At 74.4% G+C, this 21785-nt stretch carries 19 protein-coding genes and 2 tRNA genes; 13 read left to right on the top strand and 8 right to left on the bottom strand.

The window, feature by feature from the left end; translation table 11 throughout:
- Window positions 1-50: 50 nt before the first annotated feature.
- Complete coding sequence (gene gltX / locus GXB85_RS06565; protein ID WP_370524046.1) at window positions 51-1586, top strand: glutamate--tRNA ligase; 1536 nt, start codon at window positions 51-53, stop codon at window positions 1584-1586.
- Between the two features lie 47 nt (window positions 1587-1633).
- Window positions 1634-2353 carry an HAD family hydrolase gene (locus GXB85_RS06560; RefSeq protein WP_370524045.1) on the top strand — a complete coding sequence of 240 codons (720 nt, stop codon included), beginning with the start codon at window positions 1634-1636 and terminating at the stop codon, window positions 2351-2353.
- A gap of 16 nt (window positions 2354-2369) precedes the next feature.
- Here the strand turns inward: GXB85_RS06560 and GXB85_RS06555 are convergent, their stop codons facing one another.
- Both GXB85_RS06555 and GXB85_RS06550 read right to left on the bottom strand, forming a co-directional pair.
- The gene (locus GXB85_RS06555; protein ID WP_161916837.1) at window positions 2370-3173 is read right to left on the bottom strand and encodes a sulfite exporter TauE/SafE family protein; all 804 of its coding nucleotides are present in this window, start codon (window positions 3171-3173) and stop codon (window positions 2370-2372) included.
- Window positions 3173-5002 carry a gamma-glutamyltransferase family protein gene (locus GXB85_RS06550; RefSeq protein ID WP_161916836.1) on the bottom strand — a complete coding sequence of 610 codons (1830 nt, stop codon included), beginning with the start codon at window positions 5000-5002 and terminating at the stop codon, window positions 3173-3175. Before GXB85_RS06550 ends, GXB85_RS06555 begins: the two co-directional genes overlap by 1 nt.
- Before the next feature lie 127 nt (window positions 5003-5129).
- Here GXB85_RS06550 and GXB85_RS06545 point away from each other — a divergent pair.
- Both GXB85_RS06545 and GXB85_RS06540 read left to right on the top strand, forming a co-directional pair.
- Window positions 5130-5201, top strand: a tRNA-Gln gene (locus GXB85_RS06545).
- Between the two features lie 124 nt (window positions 5202-5325).
- A tRNA-Glu gene (locus tag GXB85_RS06540) sits at window positions 5326-5398 on the top strand.
- Window positions 5399-5548: 150 nt separating this feature from the next.
- Here GXB85_RS06540 and GXB85_RS06535 read toward each other — a convergent pair.
- Window positions 5549-6268 carry an IclR family transcriptional regulator gene (locus GXB85_RS06535; RefSeq protein WP_161916835.1) on the bottom strand — a complete coding sequence of 240 codons (720 nt, stop codon included), beginning with the start codon at window positions 6266-6268 and terminating at the stop codon, window positions 5549-5551.
- Between the two features lie 121 nt (window positions 6269-6389).
- Here GXB85_RS06535 and leuC point away from each other — a divergent pair, with 121 nt between their 5' ends.
- Complete coding sequence (gene leuC, locus GXB85_RS06530; protein WP_161916834.1) at window positions 6390-7856, top strand: 3-isopropylmalate dehydratase large subunit; 1467 nt, start codon at window positions 6390-6392, stop codon at window positions 7854-7856.
- Between the two features lie 17 nt (window positions 7857-7873).
- On the top strand, window positions 7874-8539 hold the full coding sequence (gene leuD / locus GXB85_RS06525) for a 3-isopropylmalate dehydratase small subunit (RefSeq protein ID WP_161916833.1): 666 nt from the start codon (window positions 7874-7876) through the stop codon (window positions 8537-8539).
- Window position 8540: 1 nt separating this feature from the next.
- On the opposite strand, the gene GXB85_RS06520 is transcribed toward leuD, so the two are convergent.
- Window positions 8541-9377, bottom strand: a complete 837-nt coding sequence (locus tag GXB85_RS06520) for an LLM class flavin-dependent oxidoreductase (RefSeq protein ID WP_370524044.1) — start codon at window positions 9375-9377, stop codon at window positions 8541-8543.
- Window positions 9378-9630: 253 nt separating this feature from the next.
- On the opposite strand from GXB85_RS06520, the gene murA reads away from it, so the two are divergent.
- From murA to GXB85_RS06505, 3 genes are all read left to right on the top strand, one after another.
- A complete protein-coding gene (murA, locus tag GXB85_RS06515; protein WP_161916831.1) occupies window positions 9631-10947 on the top strand; it encodes a UDP-N-acetylglucosamine 1-carboxyvinyltransferase in 1317 nt (438 codons plus the stop codon).
- Window positions 10948-11029: 82 nt separating this feature from the next.
- Window positions 11030-11752, top strand: coding sequence for a lysophospholipid acyltransferase family protein (locus GXB85_RS06510; RefSeq protein ID WP_161916830.1), 723 nt, complete (start codon window positions 11030-11032; stop codon window positions 11750-11752).
- Entirely contained in the window at window positions 11749-12777 is a 1029-nt protein-coding gene (locus GXB85_RS06505) for an NAD(P)H-dependent glycerol-3-phosphate dehydrogenase (protein ID WP_161916829.1), read from the top strand. The genes GXB85_RS06510 and GXB85_RS06505 overlap by 4 nt, the downstream gene beginning before the upstream one ends.
- On the opposite strand, the gene GXB85_RS06500 is transcribed toward GXB85_RS06505, so the two are convergent.
- On the bottom strand, window positions 12774-13979 hold the full coding sequence (locus GXB85_RS06500; RefSeq protein WP_370524043.1) for a PLP-dependent aspartate aminotransferase family protein: 1206 nt from the start codon (window positions 13977-13979) through the stop codon (window positions 12774-12776). The two genes, GXB85_RS06505 and GXB85_RS06500, sit on opposite strands and share 4 nt — an antisense overlap.
- A gap of 40 nt (window positions 13980-14019) precedes the next feature.
- Between GXB85_RS06500 and GXB85_RS06495 the strand changes: the two genes are divergently transcribed.
- Window positions 14020-15177 (top strand): D-alanine--D-alanine ligase family protein, encoded by a 1158-nt coding sequence (locus GXB85_RS06495; RefSeq protein ID WP_161916827.1) that lies wholly within the window; start codon window positions 14020-14022, stop codon window positions 15175-15177.
- A gap of 19 nt (window positions 15178-15196) precedes the next feature.
- On the opposite strand, the gene GXB85_RS06490 is transcribed toward GXB85_RS06495, so the two are convergent.
- Window positions 15197-15721: a DUF3515 domain-containing protein gene (locus GXB85_RS06490; protein WP_161916826.1), complete on the bottom strand. Its 525-nt coding sequence runs from the start codon at window positions 15719-15721 to the stop codon at window positions 15197-15199.
- Window positions 15722-15775: 54 nt separating this feature from the next.
- Between GXB85_RS06490 and GXB85_RS06485 the strand changes: the two genes are divergently transcribed.
- Window positions 15776-16798 carry a thiamine-phosphate kinase gene (locus GXB85_RS06485; protein ID WP_370524042.1) on the top strand — a complete coding sequence of 341 codons (1023 nt, stop codon included), beginning with the start codon at window positions 15776-15778 and terminating at the stop codon, window positions 16796-16798.
- On the opposite strand, the gene GXB85_RS06480 is transcribed toward GXB85_RS06485, so the two are convergent.
- On the bottom strand, window positions 16783-17304 hold the full coding sequence (locus GXB85_RS06480; RefSeq protein WP_161916825.1) for a GNAT family N-acetyltransferase: 522 nt from the start codon (window positions 17302-17304) through the stop codon (window positions 16783-16785). The two genes, GXB85_RS06485 and GXB85_RS06480, sit on opposite strands and share 16 nt — an antisense overlap.
- A gap of 158 nt (window positions 17305-17462) precedes the next feature.
- Window positions 17463-17654 carry a 50S ribosomal protein L28 gene (gene rpmB / locus GXB85_RS06475; RefSeq protein ID WP_161916824.1) on the bottom strand — a complete coding sequence of 64 codons (192 nt, stop codon included), beginning with the start codon at window positions 17652-17654 and terminating at the stop codon, window positions 17463-17465.
- Window positions 17655-17949: 295 nt separating this feature from the next.
- Here rpmB and GXB85_RS06470 point away from each other — a divergent pair, with 295 nt between their 5' ends.
- Window positions 17950-19554, top strand: a complete 1605-nt coding sequence (locus GXB85_RS06470; protein WP_161916823.1) for a DAK2 domain-containing protein — start codon at window positions 17950-17952, stop codon at window positions 19552-19554.
- Window positions 19551-21770 carry an ATP-dependent DNA helicase RecG gene (locus tag GXB85_RS06465; protein WP_161916822.1) on the top strand — a complete coding sequence of 740 codons (2220 nt, stop codon included), beginning with the start codon at window positions 19551-19553 and terminating at the stop codon, window positions 21768-21770. Before GXB85_RS06470 ends, GXB85_RS06465 begins: the two co-directional genes overlap by 4 nt.
- Window positions 21771-21785: the final 15 nt, after the last annotated feature.

Here is a 21785-nt window from a genome sequence, read left to right as displayed (position 1 = left end):
GCCGGCCCGCCCGTCGATAGCCGTCGGTGGTGCGCCACTAGGCTGGACCGGTGCCTGAGAACCTCGCGACGCCGTCCGCCCCCCTGCCCAGCGAGCCGCCGTCGGGCGTGCGTGTGCGCTTCTGCCCGTCACCCACGGGCACCCCGCACGTCGGACTGATCCGCACCGCGCTGTTCAACTGGGCCTACGCGCGGCACACGGGCGGCACGTTCGTCTTCCGCATCGAGGACACGGACGCGGCCCGCGACAGCCAGGAGAGCTACGAGCAGCTGCTCGACGCGCTGCGGTGGCTCGGCCTCGACTGGGACGAGGGCGTCGAGGTGGGCGGGCCGCACGGGCCGTACCGGCAGTCAGAGCGCATGGAGGTCTACACCGACGTCGCCCGGCGTCTGCTCGAGGCCGGTCACGCGTACGAGTCGTTCTCGACGCCCGAGGAGATCGAGGCCCGTCACCGCGCCGCGGGCCGCGACCCCAAGCTCGGCTACGACGGCTTCGACCGGCACCTCACGCACGAGCAGAAGGCCGCGTTCCGCGACGAGGGACGCGAGCCCGTGCTGCGCATCCGCATGCCCGACGACGACGTCGTCTTCACGGATCTCGTGCGGGGTGAGCTCACCTTCCCGGCGGGCTCGGTGCCGGACTACGTGATCGTGCGCGCGAACGGCCAGCCGCTCTACACGCTCACCAACCCGGTGGACGACGCCCTCATGGAAATCACGCATGTGCTGCGCGGTGAGGACCTGCTCTCCTCGACCCCGCGCCAGGTGGTGCTCCAGCGCGCGCTCGTCGGGCTCGGCCTCGCCTCGGGTGAGCCGGTGTACGGCCACCTGCCGTACGTGATGGGCGAGGGCAACCGGAAGCTCTCGAAGCGTGACCCCGAGTCGAACCTGTTCCTGCACCGCGAACGGGGCTTCACCCGCGAGGGCCTGCTGAACTACCTCGCGCTGCTCGGCTGGTCGATCGCTCCGGACAGGGACGTCTTCACCGTCGAGGAGATGGTCGAGGCCTTCGACGTCGCCGACGTGCTGCCGAACCCGGCCCGCTTCGACGTCAAGAAGGCCGAGGCGATCAACGGCGCCCACGTGCGCATGCTCGAGCCGACGGACTTCCGCGACCGGCTCGTCCCGTACCTGAACGACGCCGGCCTGGTGTCCGCGCGTGCGTACGACGGCCTCGACGCACGTGAGCGCGCCGTGCTCGACGCGGGCGCGCCGCTGGTCCAGGAGCGCGTGACGCTGCTCGGCGAGGCGGTCGGCATGCTCGGGTTCCTGCTCGTGGCCGACGACGTCCTGGAGGTCACCGAGGACGCGCGAGGTGCGCTGCGCGACGGCGCGGCGGACGTGCTCGACGCGGCGACCGCCGCGCTCGAGGCGATCCCGGCCGACGCGTTCACCACGGCCGCGACGCAGGAGGCGCTCACGGCTGCGCTCGTCGAGGGGCTGGGGCTCAAGCCCCGGCTCGCCTTCACGCCGCTGCGCGTCGCCGTCTCGGGCCGGCGCGTCTCGCCGCCCCTGTTCGAGTCGCTCGAGATCCTCGGCAAGGCCTCGACGCTCACCCGCGTCGGGGCGCTGCGCGCGACCCTGTGACGGATCCGAACGCACGGGCGGACCGCGGCCCGCGTCCGCTCGACGGCGTGCTCTTCGACATCGACGACACACTGGTCGACACGCGCGCCGCCTTCGCGGCTGCCCTCGCCCAGGTCGCCGCCCGGTACCTGGACGCCGACCACGATCCGGCCGAGGTCCTCGCGACCTGGCGGGCGGACGCGGGCGGTCACTACGCGCGCTACACGCGCGGCGAGCTCGACTACCGGACCCAGCGCATGCGGCGGGCCAACGAGCTGCACGCCGCGTTCGGCGGGATCGAGCTCGACGACGAGGCCTACGACGCGTGGGACACGGTGTTCGAGACGGGCTTCAGCGCGGCCTGGTCCGCCCATCCCGAGGCTCTGGACGTGGTCGAGGACCTGCTCGCGGCGGGCCTGGCGGTGGGTGCGCTGTCGAACGCGGGCGTCGCCTACCAGACGGGCAAGCTCGAGCGCGCGGGCCTCGCGCACCGCGTCCCGATGCTCGTCGGGGTCGACACCCTCGGCGTGGGCAAGCCCGCGCCCGAGGTCTTCCTCGAGGCGTGCCGGCGGCTGGGCACCGAGCCGTCGCGCACGGCCTACGTCGGCGACGAGCTCGACGTCGACGCGCGTGCGGCCGTCGCTGCCGGGCTCGTGGGCGTCTGGGTCGACCGACCGGGGCCACGCCGCGTCGAGGTGCCGGCCGAGGACGTCGCCGCGGCCCGTGCGGCCGGCGTCCACGTGGTCACGTCCCTGGTCGGGCTGGGTCGGGTGCTCGGTCTGGGCTGAGGCGGCCCGGCCTCGGTCAGTCGCCGACCCAGAGGACGACGGCGGCCGTGAGCGCGACCACGACGATGAGGGTGCGCAGCAGGGCCGCCGGGATCCGTCTCCCGACACGCGCGCCGATCACCCCGCCGATCGCGGCCCCCACGGCGATCAGGCCCGCGAGCCGCCAGTCCACCAGCCCGCCGACGATGAAGATGAGCGCCGAGATGAGGTTGGCGACGCCGGCGAGCACGTTCTTGGCGCCGTTGGCGCGTTGCAGGTCCGAGCTCCAGAGGATGCCCAGCAGGCTGATCAGCACCACCCCCTGGGCCGCGCCGAAGTAGCCGCCGTACACGCCCGTCGCGGCGATGCCGAGCGCGAGCCCGAGGGTGAGCGGGCGTGTCGAGAGATCCGTGTGGGTGGTCTCGGTCACGTCGGCGCCGGCCGCGCGCTCGGCCGCACGGCGCCGCACCCACGCGCCGACCCGCGGCTGCGCGGCCGCGAGCACGGCGGCGAGGACGAGCAGCCAGGGCACCACCTGCGTGAAGGTCTCGGCGGGCGCGACGAGCAGCAGCAGCGCGCCGAGCACGCCGCCGACCGCCGACATCGCGCCCATCCGGGCGACGGTCGGCCACCAGCCCGCGAGCTCGCGCCGGTACCCCCAGGCCCCGGTGACGGCCGCGGGGACGAGGCCTACCCCGTTGGACACGTTGGCCGTCAGCGGCTGGATGCCGAGCGTCACCAGCAGCGGGAACGTGATGAGCGTCCCCGCGCCCACCACGGTGTTGACCGTCCCGGCCACGATCCCTGCGAGCAGGACGACGGCCATCTGCCAGAGCTCCATCAGCGGCCCACCGCGTAGGCCTGCATGCCGCGAGGCGTCGCGGCGCCGTGACGCAACCCGTCGGGACGCGTGCCGGCGGCCGTGAGCCGGCCGAGCGACCACGGACCGGTCACCGTGACCTCATGGCCGCGGGCGCGCAGCTCCCCGACGACGTCCTCGCCGAGGCGTTCCTCGACGTGCACGCTGCGCGGCTCGACGACGCGCGGATCGAACGACGAGACGAGGTGGTTCGTGTGCCACGAGGGTGCGTCGATCGACTCCTGGAGGCCGCGGCCGCGGCCCAGGTGCTCGACCAGGAACGGCACCTGCCACTGGTCCTGCTGGTCGCCGCCCGGGGTTCCGCACGCGAGCTCGGGCACCCCGTCGCGAAGCACGAGCGTGGGGCTGAGGGTCGTCCGGGGCCGGGCGCCGGGTCGCAGCGAACCGGGCAGTCCCTCCTCGAGCCAGAACATCTGGGCGCGCGTCGACAGCTGGAACCCGAGCCCGGCGATGACCGGTGAGCTCTGCAGCCAACCACCGCTCGGGGTGACCGCGACGGTGTTGCCCCAGCGGTCGACGACGTCGAGGTGGCACGTGTCGCCGCGGGTGCTGCCGTCGGCTGCGACCTCGCCGTCGGACGGGGCGAAGGTGGGCTCGCCCGTGCCCGCGCTGCCGGACCGCGGGGCCGCGCTGCCGGCCATGAGCGCCTCGAGCACGCTGCGGGGCAGGCGCGGCTCCCGGCCGCCGGGGTCTCCTGGGCGGAGCCCGCCCGACGCCTCGGCACCGATGAGCGCACGTCGCGCGTCGGTGTAGGCGGGGGAGAGGAGGTGCTCGATCGGCACGTCGGTGTGGTCCGGGTCGCCGTACCAGGCGTCCCGGTCCGCGAGGGCGAGCTTGGCCGCCTCGACCGCCACGTGCACGAGCTCGGCGGAGCCGGGCGCGGTGTCGGCGAGGTCATAGCCTGCGAGCAGTGCGAGCTGCTGCAGGAGCACGGGGCCCTGGCCCCAGGGACCGGTCTTGGCGAGGGTGCGGCCCCAGACGTCGAGCGTGACGGGGGCCTCCTCGCGCACGCGCCAGCCCGCGAGGTCGTCCGCGGTGAGCAGGCCCTCGTGGGCGCGACCGGTCGAGTCGACGACCGCGGTGCGGCTGTGCCGCTCGACCGCCTCGGCGACGAAGCCCTCGTAGAACGCCCGGCGCGCGGCCTCGATCTGCTGCTCGCGACCCGGTCCGGCGGACTCGCCCGCGCGCACGAGGCGCTCGAGGGTGTCGGCGAGGTCCGGGTTGGTGAAGCGCGCGCCGACGGGTGGGCCCTGCCCGTCCGGGAGCCACGTGCGGGCCGACGTCGGCCAGTGCTCGCGCAGGTGGTCGGCGACCCGGCTGATGGTCGTGGCGGCCTGGGCGAGCAGCGGGTGACCGTGGCGCGCGTAGCCCAGGGCCGGGGCGACGACGTCCGCCAGGTGCCAGGTGCCGTAGCGCGCGAGGAGGTCGAGCCAGGTGCCCCAGGCCCCCGGGACCACGGCGGCGAGAAGTCCCGTGCCGGGGACGGCGTCGACGCCGAGGCGCGCGAAGGCGTCGGGCGTCGCCGCGGCCGGTGCCGTGCCCTGGCCGCACAGGACGAAGGGTGACCCGCCGGCCGTGCAGCCGATCACCGGGACGTCGCCGCCCAGGCCGTTGAGGTGGGGCTCCACCACGTGCAGCACGAGGCCGGTCGCGACGGCGGCGTCGAACGCGTTCCCGCCCCGCTCGAGCACGGACATGCCGGACTGGGACGCGAGCCAGTGCGTCGAGGCCACGACACCCAGGTCGCCGACCACCTCGGGTCGTGTGGTGAAGGCTGTCACGAGCGGCATGGTCGCACGTCGGACCCGTTTGGACGCGCCCGGGACGCTCGGGTAGAGTTCCCCGCCGGTACGACGTCCGGTCGCGACCTGCCCAAGCTCCCACGGGAGCCGGTAGGGAACCCGGCGTTATACCCCATGGGGTATGGTGTAATTGGCAGCACGAGTGATTCTGGTTCACTTAGTCTAGGTTCGAGTCCTGGTACCCCAGCGCAGGTCGGAGGCCCACGGGCAACCGGGCGGTGCGATCACGGTCACACCGCAGTGTGGTCAGCCAGGCCTCGAACATGAGGTAGAGTCTTCGCGGTCGATCCCCACGGGGAGAGATCATCTAGGCCCCCATCGTCTAGTGGCCTAGGACGCCGCCCTCTCACGGCGGTAACAGGGGTTCGAATCCCCTTGGGGGTACAGCAGAAGGCCCGGTCGCTCAGCGACCGGGCCTTCGTCGTTCCCGGGACGTGCTCCTCGGCGAGGCGGCCGTGCGTCGGCGTCCCGCACCGCGCATCCCCGGTGCGTGTGCGCGGGTGCCGAGCCTGGAGGTCGGCACCCGCGCACACGTCACTCGGCTGTGCGGCGCAGCACCTCGGTCAGCCGGTTCGCCGCTGCGACCACGGCGCCCGCGTGCAGGCGGCCGGGCTGGCGGCTGAGGCGCTCGACCGGCCCCGAGATCGAGACCGCGGCCACGACGCGTCCCGACGGGCCGCGCACCGGGGCCGACACGGACGCGACGCCGGCCTCGCGCTCGGACACGGACTGGGCCCAGCCGCGCCGTCGGACGCCCGACAGGATGGTGGCGGTGAACTTGGCGCCCTGCAGGCCGCGGTGCAGGCGGTCGGGCTCCTCCCAGGCGAGGAGGATCTGGGCGGCGGAGCCGGCCTGCATCGTGAGGGTCGCACCCACCGGGATCGAGTCGCGCAGGCCGATCGGACGCTCGGCGGCGGCGACGCAGATGCGCTGGTCGCCCTGACGTCGGTAGAGCTGAGCGCTCTCGCCGCAGTGGTCGCGCAGCGCGGTGAGCACCGGGTTGGCCGCCGCGAGCAGGCGGTCCTCGCCCGCGGCCGTGCTGAGCTCCGACAGGCGGGGCCCGAGCACGAAGCGTCCCTGCATGTCGCGCGCGACCAGCCGGTGGTGCTCGAGCGCGACCGCCAGACGGTGCGCGGTGGGTCGGGCAAGATGGGTTGCTGCGACCAGCTGCGCGAGGGTGGCCGGGCCCGCCTCCAGGGCGCTCAGGACCGACGCGGCCTTGTCCAGAACGCCGACTCCGCTAGAGTTGTCCATAGGTCGATATTGGCGTCTCGCACGCTGAGACGCAAGTGCCCGCCCCGAAGTGGTGGGAGCGCGACCGCCGACGGCTCACCCGGAGCCACCCATCCGGGCGACGGACGAAGGGATGCAGCACATGGCCGGCACGCTGGCGGAGAAGGTCTGGGACGCGCACATCGTGCGCCGTGGCACCGACGGGGCGCCCGACCTCCTCTACATCGACCTGCACCTCGTGCACGAGGTGACCAGCCCGCAGGCCTTCGAGGGTCTGCGGCTCGCGGGACGCCCCGTGCGCCGGCCGGACCTCACGATCGCGACCGAGGACCACAACACCCCGACGCTCGACATCGACCGTCCGATCGCGGACCTCACGAGCCGCACCCAGATCCAGACGCTGCGCGACAACGCACGCGAGTTCGGCGTGCGGCTGCACTCGCTGGGTGACGCCGACCAGGGGATCGTCCACCAGGTGGGGCCGCAGCTCGGGCTCACCATGCCGGGCCTCACGGTGGTCTGCGGCGACTCGCACACCTCGACCCACGGCGCGTTCGGCGCGCTCGCGTTCGGCATCGGCACGAGCGAGGTCGAGCACGTGCTGGCCACCCAGACGCTGCCGCTCGCCCCCTTCAAGACCATGGCGATCACCGTCGACGGCCAGCTGCCCGCGGGCACCACGTCCAAGGACATCATCCTCGCGATCATCGCCAAGATCGGCACGGGTGGTGGTCAGGGGTACGTGCTCGAGTACCGCGGCGAGGCGATCCGCGCGCTCTCGATGGAGGCGCGGATGACCATCTGCAACATGTCGATCGAGGCCGGTGCGCGGGCCGGCATGATCGCGCCCGACGAGACGACGTTCGAGTACCTCAAGGGGCGCCCGCACGCACCCGAGGGTGCCGACTGGGACGCCGCGGTCGAGTACTGGCGCACGCTGCGCAGCGACGACGACGCCGTCTTCGACGCCGAGGTCGTGCTCGAGGCCGCGGACCTCGAGCCGTTCGTGACCTGGGGCACCAACCCGGGCCAGGGCCTGCCGCTCTCGGGTCGGGTGCCGGTACCCGCCGAGATCGCCGACGAGGGTGAGCGCGTGGCCGCCGAGCGCGCACTCGAGTACATGGGTCTCACCCCGGGCATGCCCTTGCGTGACGTCGCGGTCGACACGGTCTTCATCGGATCGTGCACCAACGGCCGGATCGAGGACCTCCGCTCGGTCGCCAAGCTGATCCGGGGGCGGCGCAAGGCCGAGAACGTGCGCGTGCTCGTCGTTCCGTCGTCGGCCCGTGTCCGGCTCCAGGCCGAGGCCGAGGGTCTCGACCGGATCTTCCTGGACTTCGGTGCCGAGTGGCGCAACGCGGGGTGCTCGATGTGCCTCGGCATGAACCCCGACCAGCTCGCCCCGGGGGAGCGCAGCGCGTCGACCTCCAACCGCAACTTCGAGGGCCGCCAGGGCAAGGGCGGTCGGACCCACCTGGTCTCGCCGCTGGTCGCCGCCGCGACCGCCATCCGCGGGACGCTCTCGTCGGTCGCCGACCTGGGCCCCGACGTGGAGGCGCCCGACGGCAGCCCGCTCACCGACACGCCCGCCCACCTGCAGAGCGCCTGAACGGCGAGGAGAGTCCCATGGAGAAGTTCAGCCAGCACACGGGCGTCGGCGTCCCCCTGCGTCGCAGCAACGTCGACACCGACCAGATCATCCCCGCCGTCTACCTCAAGCGCGTGACGCGCACGGGCTTCGAGGACGCGCTCTTCGCCGCCTGGCGAGGAGACGCCGAGTTCGTGCTCAACCAGCCCGCGTACGCCACCGGCTCCGTCCTCGTCGCCGGCCCCGACTTCGGGACGGGGTCCTCGCGCGAGCACGCCGTCTGGGCGCTCAAGGACTACGGCTTCCGCGCCGTCCTGTCGTCACGGTTCGCCGACATCTTCCGCGGCAACTCGGGCAAGCAGGGCCTGCTCGCAGCGCAGCTCGCACAGGACGACATCGAGCTCATCTGGAAGGTGCTCGAGACGGCCCCCGGTACCGAGGTGACCGTCGACCTCGTCGAGCGTCAGGTGCGGTGCGCGGACGTGACGGTGCCCTTCCAGGTCGACGACTACACGCGCTGGCGCCTCATGGAGGGGCTCGACGACATCGGCCTCACGCTCCAGCACGAGGGCGAGATCACGGAGTTCGAGCAGACGCGTGCGTCGTGGCGGCCGCGCACCCTCCCGGCGAAGCACCTGCCGCCGGTCGAGATCCGCTCGGCGCGCCCCGTGGGTGCCGTGCACGGCGACGACGCACTGGCCTGAGTCACGTCCCCGGCGGGCCCTGACGCGCGAGTCCGAGGATCGCGTCGGGGCCCGCCGTCCGGGGGTCCCACCGGGCCTCGACCCACCACGTGGCCCCGGCCTCCGCGAGCGCCGACAGGTGCTCGCGGGCGTGCACGGCGTCGGTCGGCAGCTCGCCCTGCACCACGACGTCGAACGTGTCCGAGAGCACATGGCCGTCCGCCCTGAGCTCCTCGCGCAGCTCCCCCAGCATCGCGACGGCGCCGGCCACCTCGGAGGGCGTGAGCGGCCGCTCCTCACCGATCGTCTGGAGCACGGCGCCGTCCCAGCGGGCCGCGCGCCGCATCGAGCGGCGCGACCCGAGGCCTGCGACCGGCCACACGGGGACGCGGGGCCGCTGCACGGGGCGCGGGGCGATCACCAGGCCGTCGACGGTGTGGTGCCGGCCCGAGAAGGAGAAGGCCTCGCCGGTCCAGGCGCGCTCGAGGATCGCGAGGGCCTCGTCGACCTGCTCGGCACGGACGCGCAGCTCGGCGGCCTCGCCGCTCACCCGGCCGAAGCCGCCGTCGTCGAGGACGCCGAGGCCGACGGGGAGCACGAGGCGGCCGTGGGAGAGGTGGTCCACCGTGAGCGCCTCACGCGCGACCTTCCACGGCCGCCGTCGTGCGAGCGGGAAGACGAGCGCGCCGAGGGCGACCCGGCGCGTCGACGCCGCGACGGCGCCGAGGAGCACCCACGGGTCCCACGTGTCCGCGTCGCCGATGCTGATCCCGTCCCACGTGAAGAAGCCGTCCCAGCCGGCGTCCTCGACCTCGTGAGCCACCCGGACGTGGTGGTCGACGGTCCCGTACGTGCTCACGAGCCCCACCTTGAGCCGGTCCCGCGCCCGCGCTGGTCGCGCGCCCGTCCCCGTGCCTCCTGAGCCCTGCGTCATGGTGTCCCTCCGTCGCGGCCGACCGTCCGTGCGACGCACGCTAGGTGTGACCTCCGACACGGGACCGGCGTCCGACGGCGTGACGTGTGTGCGGGTGACGTGCGTCCCCGGTGGTGACCCGGTGCCCACCGGGTGGCCGTGACATGACGTACCCCTGCGCGTGCGCGACGATGGGGGCATGTCCGACGTCCTGCACATCAACGGTGGCACGCCCCTGAGCGGTGAGATCACCGTCCGCGGTGCCAAGAACTTCGTGTCGAAGGCGATGGTCGCCGCGCTGCTCGGCGACACGCCGAGCGAGCTGCGCAACGTCCCGGTGATCCGGGACGTCGCGGTGGTCACCGGCCTCCTCGAGCTGCACGGCGTGGCGGTGACCGCCGACACCGGGGCCGGGGTGCTGACGCTCGACCCGTCGAACGTCGAGTCCGCCCACGTCGCGGACATCGACGCGCACGCGGGCTCGAGCCGGATCCCGATCCTCTTCTGCGGCCCGCTGCTGCACCGCCTCGGCGAGGCGTTCATCCCCGACCTGGGCGGCTGCCGGATCGGCGACCGGCCGATCAACTACCACCTGGACATCCTCCGTCAGTTCGGTGCCGTCGTGGACAAGCGCGAGCAGGGCATCCACATCCGCGCGCCGCGGGGGCTCCAGGGCACGAAGATCGCCCTGCCCTACCCGAGCGTGGGTGCGACCGAGCAGCTCCTCCTGACCGCCGTGCGGGCCGAGGGCCTCACCGAGCTCTCCAACGCGGCGATCGAGCCCGAGATCCTCGACCTCATCAACGTGCTCCAGAAGATGGGCGCGATCATCTCCGTGGACACCGACCGGGTGATCCGGATCGAGGGGGTGCCTCGCCTGCGCGGGTACCGCCACACGGCGCTGCCGGACAGGATCGAGGCCGCGTCCTGGGCTTCGGCCGCGCTCGCGACCCGTGGCGACATCCGGGTGCTCGGCGCGAGCCAGCCCGAGATGACGACCTTCCTCAACACCTTTCGCAAGGTGGGCGGCGAGTTCGACGTCGACGACGACGGCATCCGCTTCTACCACCCGGGCGGCGACCTGCGCTCGATCGTGCTCGAGACCGACGTGCACCCGGGCTTCATGACCGACTGGCAGCAGCCGCTGGTCGTCGCCCTCACCCAGGCCAAGGGCCTGTCGATCGTGCACGAGACCGTCTACGAGAACCGGTTCGGGTTCACGGACGCGCTGCGCGGCATGGGCGCGACCATCCAGGTGTACCGCGAGTGCCTCGGCGGTCACCCCTGCCGGTTCGGCCAGCGCAACTTCTACCACTCCGCCGTCGTCTCGGGCCCCACCCCGCTGTCGGCCGCCGAGATCGAGGTGCCCGACCTGCGCGGCGGGTTCAGCCACCTCATCGCCGCGCTCGCGGCCAAGGGCACGTCGCAGGTCAAGGGGATCGACCTGATCGACCGTGGCTACGAGCACTTCACCGACAAGCTCGCGGCGCTGGGCGCCGAGTTCGAGCGCGACTGACCGACGGCGTCGTCCCGGTGGTCGTGCCCGACGTGCGACCACCGGGATGCCCGACGACGGCCCCCGGGTAGCATCGGCTCCCGTGCCGGCACCCAGACGCTCGAACCGCGCCTACCGCAACGTCGCGCGCGTGGTGCGACCCCTGCTGCTCGCGATCACGCGCCGCGACTGGCGCGGCACCGAGCACCTGCCCGCCGAGGGCGGCTTCATCGCCGCCGCGAACCACATGACGAACGTGGACCCGCTCACGTTCGCGCACTTCCTCTACGACAACGGGATCGCGCCGAAGATCCTCGCCAAGTCGTCGCTGTTCAAGGTGCCGCTCGTGGGGGCCGTGCTGCGGGCCACCGGGCAGATCCCGGTGCACAGGTACTCGACCGCTGCGGGCCAGTCGCTCCAGGCGGCCGTCGAGGCGCTCGAGGCCGGCGACTGCGTGGCCGTCTTCCCCGAGGGCACCCTGACGCGCGAGCCGGACCTGTGGCCGATGGCCGGTCGCACGGGCATCGCGCGCCTCGCGCTCACCACGCGCGTCCCCGTGGTCCCGATCGCCCAGTGGGGCGCCCAGGACCTGCTGGGCCGCTACGCGAAGCTGTTCAAGCCCGTGCCTCCCAAGCGCATCACCGTGGTCGCCGGCCCCCCGGTCGACCTCGCAGACCTCTACGACCGGCCGCTCGACTCCGCGACACTGCGTGAGGCGACCGAGCGCGTCATGACGGCGATCACGGGCCTGCTCGAGGAGATCCGTGGCGAGAGGGCCCCCGCCGAGCGCTTCGTGTGGCGTCGCGACCCGCAGGGCCGCGCATGAGTGGCGGCGCCGGTGCGCTGCGGAGAGCCACCGTGCTGGGGTCGGGCAGCTGGGGCACGACGTTCGCCGCGGTGCTCGCGGACGCGGGGTGCGACGTCACGCTCTGGGGTCGCCGGGCCGAGGTCGCCGAGGCCGTCAACCTCGAGCACCGCAACGAGCGCTACCTGCCCGGGGTCGACCTGCCCCCGTCGATCACGGCGACCACCGACGTCGCCGCAGCGGTGCAGGGCGCGCAGCTCGTCGCCGTGGCCGTCCCCGCGCAGACCGCGCGCGCGACGCTCGAGCCGCTGCGCGGCCTGATCGAGCCCGACGCCGTCGTCGTCTCGCTCATGAAGGGCGTCGAGCTGTCGTCCGACCGGCGCATGAGCGAGGTCGTCCAGGAGGCGCTCGGCCTGCCGCCCGAGCGTGTGGCAGTGGTCTCGGGCCCCAACCTGGCGCGCGAGATCGCGCAGCGGCAGCCCACGGCCACCGTCGTCGCCTGCACCGACGAGAGCACCGCCCGACGCGTCGCGGAGGCGTGTGCCTCGGGGTACTTCCGGCCCTACACCAACACCGACGTCGTGGGCGTCGAGCTGTCCGGTGCCGTCAAGAACATCATCGCCGTGGCCGTGGGGATCGCGCAGGGCCGTGGCTTCGGTCACAACACGATGGCGACCGTCATCACGCGCGGGCTCGTCGAGATCACGCGGCTGGGCCTCGCCCTGGGCGCGGACGCCGCGACCTTCGCGGGCCTCGCGGGCATGGGCGACCTGGTGGCCACGTGCGCGTCGCCCCTGTCGCGCAACCACACGCTCGGCGTGCACATCGGCCAGGGTGCGTCTCTCGACGAGGCGATCACCGCGACCGGCGGCACGGCCGAGGGCGTGAAGTCGTCGACCTCCGTGCTCGACCTCGCGCGGCACGTGGGCGTCGACGTGCCGATCACCGAGGCCGTGGTCGCGGTCCTCCACCACGGGCTCCCGGTCGACGAGATGGCCCAGATGCTGCTCGCCCGGCCGCACAAGCCCGAGCGCGTCCAGCCCTAGTCGCTCGTCGTCCGCGCGGCCTGCTGCAGGGCCTGGTCCAGGTCGGCCCAGAGGTCCTCGGCGTCCTCGACGCCGACGGCGAGCCGGAGCAGGTCCTCGGGCACCGTGGGGGACTCGGTCGAGAACCGCCGTCGGCGCTCGAGGCACGACTCGACGCCGCCCAGGCTCGTCGCCGGGACCCACAGCCGCACCGCGTCGACGACGGCGTCCGCCCCGGCGGCCCCGCCGCGGGGCCGCACACCGAGCACCGAGCCGAACCCGGACATGAGGCGGGCGGCGCGCTCGTGGCCCGGATCGCCCGGCAGCCCGGGGTGTCGCACCTCCTGCACGTCCGGGTGCGCGGCAAGGCGCCGCGCGAGCTCGAGCGCGTTGGCCTGCGACCGCTCGACGCGCAGCGCGAGCGTCCGCAGCCCGCGCAGCGCGAGCCAGACCTCCCACGGGCCCGCGACGGCACCGTGGACGGTGCGGTAGGTGTGCAGGCGCGCGCGGAGCTCAGGGTCCGACGTGACGGCCGCGCCGAGCACGACGTCCGAGTGGCCCGCGAGGTACTTCGTGACCGAGTGGACGACGACGTCGGCGCCCAGCACGAGGGGCTGCTGGCCGAGCGGCGTCGCGAAGGTGTTGTCGACGACGACGAGCGCCCCGGCGGTCCGCGCGCCCTCGACGAGCGCGGGCAGGTCGGCCACCTCGAGCATCGGGTTGGTGGGCGACTCGACCCAGAGCATGTCGGCGGCGCGACCGTCGGCCGCGCCGCGCACCGCCGCGAGCGTCGCGTCGGTGGCGGCGATGTCCACCAGGTCCACGTCGAGCCCCGCGCGCGTGCGCAGGTCGTCCACCAGCGCGCGGGTCATCTGGTAGCTGTGCCGCGGGAGCACCACGCGGCCGCCCGGCGGGACGAGCGACAGCGCCGCCGCGATCGCCGCCATGCCGGAGCCGGTCACGAGCGCAGGCAGCTCCGCGTGCTCGAGCGTCGCGAGGGCGTCCTCGAAGGCCGACCACGTCTCCGTCCCGTTGCGCGTGTAGAGGAGGTCTCCGGGAGCGGGCGTGCCCGTCGACACGTACGTCGAGGACAGCACGACGGGTGGGTTGACCGGGGCCTGGGGCGCGTGCGGCGGACGCCCGGCCGTGACGGCCAGGGTCGCGGGGGACAGGGCGCGCGCCGCCGTGCCGGGGGCGGCGTCGGACGAGGGTTCGGAGGTCACCGCCGCAGGGTACGCCCGGCCGCCGGTAGGGTCGGCCACGATGGATGCCACGACCGCCCCAGCCCCCGTCCCGGCGCCGCTCCCCGAGGGGAGGCCACGCGTCGCCGTCGTGTTCGGCGGACGCTCGGGCGAGCACGGCATCAGCTGCGCGACCGCGGGCGGCGTGCTCGCGGCGATCGACCGCGAGCGCTATGACGTCGTTCCCGTCGGCATCACGCGCACCGGTCGCTGGGTCCTCGTCGAGGACGAGCCCGAGCGCTGGCGCATCACCGACGGCCGGCTGCCCGAGGTGACGGACGCGCACGGCGCCGAGGTGCTGCTCCCGCGCTCGACGGAGGACACCGAGCTGACCGTCGTGCGCGCCGGCGCGGTCCCGAGCGTGCTCGGCAGGGTCGACGTCGTGCTGCCGTTGCTGCACGGCCCGTACGGCGAGGACGGGACGCTCCAGGGCATGCTCGACCTCGCCGGGGTGCGCTACGTGGGTGCCGGCGTGCTCGCGTCCGCCGTGGGCATGGACAAGCACTACATGAAGCTCGTCCTCGCAGGTCAGGGAATTCCCGTCGCCCCGTACACCGTGCTGCGACCTGGCGCGTGGGAGCGGGACCCGGCTCCGTGGACGGCCGCGGTCGAGGCGCTCGGGCTCCCTGTGTTCGTCAAGCCCGCGCGCGCTGGCTCGAGCCTGGGGATCTCGCGCGTCGACGACCTCGCCGATCTGCCGGCCGCGGTCGCTGCCGCCCAGGAGCACGACCCGAAGGTGCTGGTCGAGGCGGGCGTCCAGGGCCGAGAGGTCGAGTGCGCCGTGCTGGGCGGGCGCGACGGGGCGCAGCCGCGCACCTCGCTGCCCGGCGAGATCGTGGTGCTCGACCCGGAGCACGCGTTCTACGACTTCGAGGCCAAGTACCTCGACGAGGACGGCGTCGCGCTCAGCTGCCCGGCCGACCTGCCCCAGGACGTGATCGAGCGTGTACGCGACCTCGCGGCCCGGACGTTCGAGGCGATCGGCTGCGAGGGCCTGGCGCGGGTCGACACGTTCGTGACCGAGGGCGGCGACGTCGTGGTCAACGAGATCAACACCATGCCCGGCTTCACGCCGTACTCGATGTACCCGCGCATGTGGGAGGCCACGGGGCTCGCCTACCCCGACCTGATCGACGAGCTGCTCCAGCTCGCGCTCGCGCGCGGGACGGGCCTGCGCTGACCTCGGCTCGCGCCGTCGGTCACAGGCAGGCGCGGGTCTGCTCGACGAGAGCGACCGCGGGCCCCAGGTCGAGCAGGAACGACGTGGAACGGCTGCCCACCACCTCCGCCGGCACCCGCACCTCGACCGCCGGCGCGCGGCCGTAGGTCGTGAAGGTCCAGCCCACCTCGTCCTCGGCCGCCGTGGCGTCGTCCGGCACCGCGAGCCAGTCGACGGCCGTGGTGCCGTCGTCGGCGGTCACGCACTGCTCCGTGCTCGGTCCCGGCGGTTCGACCCCGCAGCGCAGGACGACGGGTGCGTCGCGCTCGCCCCAGGCGACCGTCGCCTGGCTGCCCGTGTCGATCCGCTCGAGGCCCTCGAGCGAGTCCGGCAGCGCGAGCACGACGGACGCGCAGAGCGGGTCCGCCGCGTACGGGGCGACCTCCACGGGGACCGGGTTCGAGCACGCCGCGAGGCCGACGAGCGCGGCGGCCGCGCTCGCCGCTGCGGTGCGGTTCCGGGCCGGGCGGCGAACCGCCGAGGGGGACGAGGTCGGCTGGGGCACACGGCCACCGTAGCCACACCTGCGGACGGTCACCGACTCGGTAGCGTGGCGGGCGTGGAACGGGTGAGCAGCACGGTCGGTGAGGGCGTGCGTGTCGGTGACCTGGGCGAGGACGAGCTGCTCGCGCGGGTGTTCCCGCTGCTGCCCGTCGGGAAGGCGACCCTCCTGGGCCCCGGGGACGACGCGGCCGTGGTCGCGGCGCCCGACGGACGTGTGGTGGTGTCGACCGACGTCCTCGTCGAGGGCCGGCACTTCCGGCTCGGCTGGTCCGGTGGCAGGGACGTGGGGCGCCGCGCCGCAGCGCAGAACCTCGCGGACGTGGCGGCCATGGGTGCCCGGCCCACGGCACTGGTCGTGGCGCTCGTGATGCCTGTCGGCCTCCCGGTCGCCTGGGTCACCGACCTGGCCCGCGGGCTCGCCGACGTGTGCGGCCCGCACGGCGTGGGGGTGGTGGGCGGAGACCTGTCGAGCGGGGACCAGGTGGTGGTGGCCGTCACCGTCCACGGCGACCTCGAGGGGCGCGCGCCCGTGCTGCGCTCGGGGGCGAGCCCGGGGGACGCCGTGGTCCATGCCGGCGTCCTCGGCTGGTCCGCGGCCGGCCTCGCGCTCCTCGACGCGGGCGCCGGTCACGAGCCCGGCGGCGCGGCCGTGGCGCATCTGCTCGCGGCGTTCCGGGCGCCCGCGCCGCCCGTCGACGCCGGGCGCGTGGCGGGCGGCGCGGGTGCGACCGCGATGCTCGACGTCTCGGACGGGCTGCTGCGTGACGCCGGGAGGATGGCGCGGGCGTCGGGCGTCGTGCTCGACCTCTCGCGTGACCTGCTGGCGGCCGACCTCGGGCCGCTCGGGGCGGCAGCGGACGAGCTAGGGACGGATCCCTGGCCCTGGCTGCTCACGGGGGGTGAGGACCACGGCCTGCTGGCGACGATGCCCGCGGGCTCGACCGTCCCCGACGGCTTCCGCCGCATCGGCCGGGCGCGGGCGCCTCTCGCGGGAGACGGACCCGGGGTGCTCGTCGACGGCGCCCGCGCCTCGGGCGTGCCGGGCTGGGACCACTTCGGTGGTCAGTCCCGCCGGTAGCGCACCTCGCGCAGCGGCTCGCCGTCCACGTCCTCGACGCGCTCCACGCCGTCCGCGGTGAAGCCGTTGCGGCGGTAGAAGTGGCGCGCGCGCTCGTTCGCGTCGGGCACCCAGAGCGTCACGGGCGCACCCTCCGGGACATCGGCGAGCGCGGTCCGCATGAGCTCGCGCGCGATCCCGCGGCCCCATGCCGACGGCTCCAGGTAGAGCGTGTGGATCTGCATCGTGCGGCGGTCGGCGTCCTCGTCGCCGCTCGGGCCGAGCGAGAGGAAGCCGACCGCACCGCTCTCGTCCTCGGCGACCCACACCGTGGTACCCGCGCCGGGGCTGTCGAGCAGGTCGCGCCACCACGCCGCGCGGGCCTCGACGTCGAGCCCCGCGAGGTACGCGTCGTCGACGAGACCCGCGTACGCGTGACGCACCGAGGCGACGTGCACCCGGGCGATGGGCTCGGCGTCGTCCACCGTCGCCCTACGGATCACCGGGTCGGCGAGATCGTCCACCATGACCGACACCATGCCATCTGGAGCCGGGCGAGGCCACCACCCGTGGACGGAGACGTCGCCGCGACGGACGGGGAGGCGTACGCCGTCGCACGACGGGCCCGGGGACAGCACAGCGCCCGCGGGGCCGGGGCTCCGCGGGCGCTGTGCTGTGCTGGGACTCAGGCGGTGCGCTGCACCTTGCCGGCCTTGAGGCACGACGTGCACACGTGCAGGCGCTTGGGCGATCCCGCCACGACCGCGCGCACGCGCTGGATGTTCGGGTTCCAGCGACGCTTGGTGCGACGGTGGGAGTGCGAGATGCTGTGCCCGAAGCCCGGGCCCTTGCCACAGACGTCGCAGTTCGCAGCCACGTTGTCTCCTGATCGGTGCATGCCGCGCGCTCACGTCGAGGACGGCTGTCGGTCTCGGTCGTACGAGGTCCCACGGCGGCCGCTCGGGGACCGCGAGGACGTCTCGCACCTGCCCAGGGCTCACCCGGGCAACCTCGCTAGGGTAGCCGATCGCGGGCCAGCCTCCCAAACGTCGGGCGGCGCCCGTACGGTGGCCTGCGCCGACCGTGCGTCGAGCGGCCCTGCGATGGTGCGCGGGCCGGTCGTCGACCGGTCGTGGACGCGGGACCATGACGGACGAGCAGGAGGAGGTGGCGTGCAGCGAGCCGAGCAGGCGCGGGCCGACGCCGCCACTCCTGCCGCCCGCGTCGACGCCGCGGGTGACGGCGCATCCCTCGACGCCGCCGGCGTCCGGCGATGGGCCGAGGGCGCACGCCAGGTACTCGCCGACCGGCGGCACGAGCTCGATGCGCTGAACGTGTTCCCGGTCGCGGACTCCGACACCGGCACGAACCTCTACCTCACGTTCGCCGAGGCCGCAGCCGCGGTCGGGCGGCTGGCTCCGGGGGCACCGACGGCCGACGTCGTGCGTGGGTTCGCGCGTGCCTCCGTCCGCGCGGCCCGCGGCAACTCGGGGGTCATCGTCGGGCAGTACGTCGCGGTGCTGTGTGCCGAGCTCGCCGCCGCGAGCCGCCGGCACGCCCTCGACGGCGCGGCGCTCGCGCGAGCCCTCGAACGCGCGGCCGAGGCGGCGCACGACGCCGTCGCCCACCCCGTCGAGGGAACCGTGCTCACGGTCGCGCGCGAGGTCGAGGCCGCCGCCGGCCGTCTCGTCGCGCCCGTGTCGTCGGGGCCCGCCGACGCCGTCGCCGTGCTCGACACAGCGCTCGACGAGGGCCTCGACGCGCTCGCGCGCACCTCCGGACAGCTGCCCGTGCTCGCCGCCGCAGGCGTGCACGACGCGGGTGCCTGGGGCCTGCTGCTCATCCTCGAGGCGCTCGCGCACGCCCTCGGCTCGTCGCACCCGCCGCGCGAGCCGCTGGCCACCGCGGAGGGGGACGCGACGCAGTGCCCGCACGACGCGCACGCCGTCGACGAGGGCGGCGACCTCGAGGTCATGTACCTCGTGGCCGCCCCCGCCGGTGCCCCCGTCGACATCGCCCACGAGCTGCGCACCGGCCTGGACGCGGTGGGCGGCTCGGTCGCGGTCGTCGGGGCGGAGGGCCTGTGGCAGGCGCACGTCCACACCGACGACGCCGCCGCGGCGATCGCCGTCCCCCGTGCGTACGCGGCCCTCGGCGTGACCCAGGAGCAGGTCAGCGTGCGGCACCTGCTCAGCCAGTCGGGCGTGCACGGTGCGCGCCGACCGGGGCTCGGCCTGGTCGCGGTCACCACCTGCCCCGGTCTCGCGGCGGACCTCGCGCGGGCGGGCGCCGTCGTCGTCGTCGCGCGCGACGGCGTGCCCAGCGACGCCGCCCTCGACCGGGCGCTCGACGACACGGGAGCCGACCGCGTGCTCGTGCTCTCGGCGCCTGGCCTCGGCGAGGTGCGGCACCGTGGCGGCCTCGGCGACGTCGTCGTCGACGTGCTCGACGCGATCACGGAGGTGCAGCTCACGGTCGGCGCTGCCACCCTCGCGTCGGGGGCGCGCCTGGCGCCCGACACCCTGCTCGAGGAGGTGCGCTCAGCGGTCGACGCCGTCCGCTGCGTCGAGGTGCCCGCGGGCGCCGATCCGGTCGAGGTGCTGCACGGCGTGGTCGACGACGCGACGGCGATCGTGACGGTGCTCGTGGCCGAGCAGACGCCGCCCGCGGCGGTCGAGCAGCTCCGGACGCACCTGAGGGCGACGTGCCCGGGTGTCGAGCTGGTCGAGCTCCCGTCGGGTCGCTCCGGAGCCGGGATCGTGCTGGGGGTCGAGTGAGCGAGGACCGGCTCGCCGAGCCGCTGCGCAAGGTGCTCGGGACGCGCACGGCCGGTGCGCTCGAGAAGCTCGGTCTCGTCACGGCGGGGGACCTGCTGCGGCACTACCCGCGGCGGTACGTCGAGCCGGGGCGCATGAGCGACCTCGCGTCGCTCGTGGTGGGCGAGCACGTGGCCGTGATGGCTCGCGTGCAGCAGGCGACCGTGCGCGACATGCGCTCACGTGGCGGGGCGATGCTCCAGGCCAAGGTCACCGACGGCGTGCGGTCGCTGCACCTGACGTTCTTCGCACGGCACCGCGGCTCCCTGCGGCCGCACGAGGACCGCCTGCGCCCCGGGCGCCTGGGCATGTTCACCGGGACGGTGGGCGAGTACCGCGGCGAGCTCCAGCTGACCCACCCCGAGTACCAGCTCGTCGGCGTCGACGCGGACGACGAGGCGACCGTCATGCTCGAGGCGAGCAGACCGGTCCCCGTGTACCCGGCGAGCGCCGCCATCCCGACCTGGCGCATCCAGCGCGCCGTCCGCACGGTCCTCGACCCGCTCGACCCGGCCGACGTGCCCGATCCGCTGCCGGACGAGGTGCGCGAGCGTCGGGGCCTGGTCGACCTGCACACCGCGCTGCGGCTCGTGCACGAGCCGTTCTCCGAGCGCGACTGGCAGCGCGCGCGACGCCGGCTGCGCTACGAGGAGGCGTTCGTCCTCCAGGCCGCGCTCGCGCGCAGGCGCGCGATCACCGCGGCCCTGGGTGCCGTGGCCCGGCCCGGCGCGTCCGACGGCGCCCCCGGGCTCCTCGCGGCCTTCGACGAGCGGCTGCCCTTCACCCTCACCGAGGGACAGCGGACGGTGGGTGAGCAGATCGCGCACGACCTGGCCCAGGCCGTCCCGATGCAGCGGCTGCTCCAGGGCGAGGTGGGCTCGGGCAAGACCGTCGTCGCGCTGCGCGCGATGCTCCAGGTGGTCGACTCGGGCGGGCAGGCCGCGCTGCTCGCGCCCACCGAGGTGCTCGCCGCGCAGCACGTGCGCACGTTGCGTGCCCTGCTCGGCCCTCTCGCCGAGGCCGGCATGCTCACCCAGGCCGAGGCCGCGACGAGGGTCGTGCTGCTCACGGGATCGCAGGGCGCCACCGAGCGACGCGAGGCGCTGCTCGACGCCGCGTCGGGACGGGCCGGGATCGTGGTCGGGACGCACGCGCTGCTCGGCGACAAGGTCCAGTTCGCCGACCTCGGCCTCGTGGTCGTGGACGAGCAGCACCGGTTCGGGGTCGAGCAGCGCGACGCGTTGCGCACGCGCTCGGGCACGACCCCCCACCTCCTGGTGATGACCGCGACGCCCATCCCGCGCACCGTCGCGATGACGGTGTTCGGCGACCTCGAGACCTCCACTCTGGCCCAGGTCCCGGCCGAGCGCGCGGGCGTGACCACGCACGTGGTCCCGGCCGACAACGCCACCTGGGTCGGGCGCACGTGGCGGCGGGTGCGCGAGGAGGTCGATGCCGGACGGCGTGCCTACGTCGTGTGCCCGCGGATCACGTCCGACGACACGACGGGGGTCGAGGGCACCGACGACGCCGACCTGCTCGCGGGGGAGGGTGAGGGGGCCCGGCCGCTGCACGCCGTGCTCGACGTCGCGGAGCGGCTGCGCGCCGACCCCGCGCTCGCGGGGGTCGAGGTGGGCGTGCTGCACGGGCGCATGCCCGCGGCGGAGAAGGACGCGGCGATGGCCAGGTTCGCCGACGGGCGGGCTCCCGTGCTCGTGTCCACGACCGTGATCGAGGTCGGCGTCGACGTGCCCGAGGCGACCGTCATGGTGGTGCTGGACGCCGAGCGGTTCGGGCTGTCGCAGCTGCACCAGCTGCGTGGACGGGTGGGCCGCGGGCGCGACCCGGGCCTGTGCCTGCTGCTCAGCTCTGCCGAGGACGGCACGGACGCAGCGACGCGTCTGCGCACGCTCGCCGAGACGAGCGACGGCTTCCGGCTCGCGACCGTGGACGTGCAGCTGCGACGGGAGGGCGACGTGCTGGGGTCCTCGCAGTCCGGGGGGACCTCGTTGCGGCTGCTGCGCGTGGTCGACCACGCCGAGGTCATCGAGGAGGCGCGTCAGGACGCGGTCGACGTGGTGGGGGAGGACGTCACGCTGCTGACCAGGCCCGTCCTGGCACGCGCCATCGAGGCGTGGCTCGACCCTCGGCGCGAGGAGTTCCTCGATCGCACGTGAGCCCGCCTAGGCTGG

This window comes from Cellulomonas sp. APG4 (assembly GCF_009996735.1).
Classification (GTDB): domain Bacteria; phylum Actinomycetota; class Actinomycetes; order Actinomycetales; family Cellulomonadaceae; genus Actinotalea.
The sequence above is the reverse complement of the archived record's forward strand: the minus strand, read 5'-3'. Positions and strand labels throughout refer to the sequence as shown.